Here is a 1,585-nt window from a genome sequence, read left to right on the forward strand (position 1 = left end):
GTGCTGCTCGCGATGCTGTGCTTCGGCCTGCCGGTGGCGTCAGGCTTTGCGGGGTCTGCGCCAAGCGGTGTCAGCGTCGGTGTCGAGCGGTCGGGCGAAGTGGCGGCGCTGCTGCGTGTCACCGGCAAGGCGCAAGCGCTGGAGGTTCGTGCCGGCCGTCCGGTCCTGGTCAAGTTCGCCGGCGGCCACCCCGCGCTTCCGGTCCCCGACGCTGTTTTTCTTTGGGCCGAACGGCCATCGCAAAGAGCGATGGTTTCGGGATATGGGGCCGCCTCGGTTCCCGGGGCGAGCACCAACCAGCCGCGCGCACCCCCGACCATCACGGCCTGAGCGGCCCAGGGCCGTACCCCCACCTCATCGCTATTCCTGTTCGCGTCGTGATCGTGCGGCGGCTGTCGGCCGCGCAGCGGTCGCGCGGCGCGTCATTTCCGGATTTTTTCAATGCAACAACGCATCAAGACCTTCAAAACCCTGTCGCGCGCGGCCTCGGCTGCCGCGTTCCTCTGCGTCCAGGCGCTCATCTGCATCGGAACCGTCTATTGGGCGGTTGCCGAGACGCTCGGCCTGTCGGCGATGGCGGCCCTTGTTCTCGGCGGCATCTTCGCCGTGCCGACGGTATTTGTACTGATCACCGCCAGTCGCATGGCCTTCGACGCGGAGACGGATCCGGCGAACCAGTGAGCATATGTCACCCCAGGACAGATCTCGGGTGCGCGATTTGTTTGGCGCGACATGGCGGCCCGCGACCCAAGTGACGACACATTTCTGGGCCAGAAGCCGGTCAAAGCAACTTTTGACGACGAACGGCGTTGCCTCGGCGATGCCGTTCGGGAGACAGGAAATGGATAGACTGCAATTCGAGGTGCCTGTGCGCATAGCGCCTGGACCCGGTCTGCCAGTCGAGGAAATCTATGGCGTCGAACAGGCGCTCGATTTTCTCCAGGACTGGCCTGCGCGCCGTCAGGGCCCGATCTATCAGAAAGCGTTCAACGCCTGCTTCGGCGCCACGGTGGACGTGGTCAAGACCGAGGATGCCTGCCGGGCGTTCATGGCGTTTTGCCGCGCCAGTGGACTGATGGCCAGGGACATGATGACGCCGCGCAAGCGCGGCGGTGAGGCGAGGGCGCTCCAGGCCTGAGGGCTGTGCCCTGTTCGTTGCCCGATTAAAACACCGGCGATCGTATTTGAACGCACGCGGCAATGTCGTGAGCGCGCCGTTGCGCGCGTTTCGTCCCGACGACAGCACCGCACCAAGGTCCGCCCTGTTAAGCTTCCGTTTCCATCTTCCCGGCTACGCCTTTGCTTGTTGGCAATGGTTGATTCGTTGCGTCAGTCTCATGGTTTGGAAGATGTCCCCAGAAAAAGTCCGTGCATTCCCGATCGACCGTCAGGTATTCTTGGTCAGGGAGGTTGCCGCCAAGCTCGGCAATCTGCATGGCGAGACCGCCACCTCGTTCTGGAGAGCCAAGGCGTCGGAGTTGCTCGATCTTGTGGTCGGCTCCGGCAGGGACAGAACAGCAGCCAGCGATGAAGTGCGCAGGTTTTTCCTGGCCGCGCAGCGAGAGATGTCGGCTGATCCGCTCGC

The 1,585-nt window shown here is 63.8% G+C and carries 4 protein-coding genes; all 4 read left to right on the top strand.

From position 1 onward, the window contains the following. Positions 1 to 330 (top strand): hypothetical protein (locus EN964_RS37985; RefSeq protein ID WP_164776346.1); only part of this gene is annotated, 330 nt, incomplete at its 5' end. A 111-nt stretch (positions 331 to 441) separates the two neighbouring features. Continuing rightward, a complete protein-coding gene (locus tag EN964_RS34050) occupies positions 442 to 681 on the top strand; it encodes a hypothetical protein (protein WP_127271424.1) in 240 nt (79 codons plus the stop codon). Positions 682 to 841: 160 nt separating this feature from the next. Continuing rightward, entirely contained in the window at positions 842 to 1,138 is a 297-nt protein-coding gene (locus tag EN964_RS34055) for a DUF982 domain-containing protein (protein ID WP_127271426.1), read from the top strand. 46 nt (positions 1,139 to 1,184) lie between these two features. Further along, on the top strand, positions 1,185 to 1,585 hold a 401-nt coding region (locus tag EN964_RS38940; RefSeq protein WP_245490728.1), incomplete at its 3' end, for a DUF6074 family protein.

Origin of the sequence: Mesorhizobium sp. M7A.F.Ca.CA.001.10.2.1 (assembly GCF_003998575.1) — a bacterium.
In the GTDB taxonomy this organism is placed as follows: domain Bacteria; phylum Pseudomonadota; class Alphaproteobacteria; order Rhizobiales; family Rhizobiaceae; genus Mesorhizobium.

Bases quoted from the DNA above. Each gene is read 5' to 3' on its own strand.
- EN964_RS34050 (WP_127271424.1), top strand. From the start codon at position 442: ATGCAACAACGCATCAAGACCTTCAAAACCCTGTCGCGCGCGGCCTCG.
- EN964_RS34055 (WP_127271426.1), top strand. From the start codon at position 842: ATGGATAGACTGCAATTCGAGGTGCCTGTGCGCATAGCGCCTGGACCC.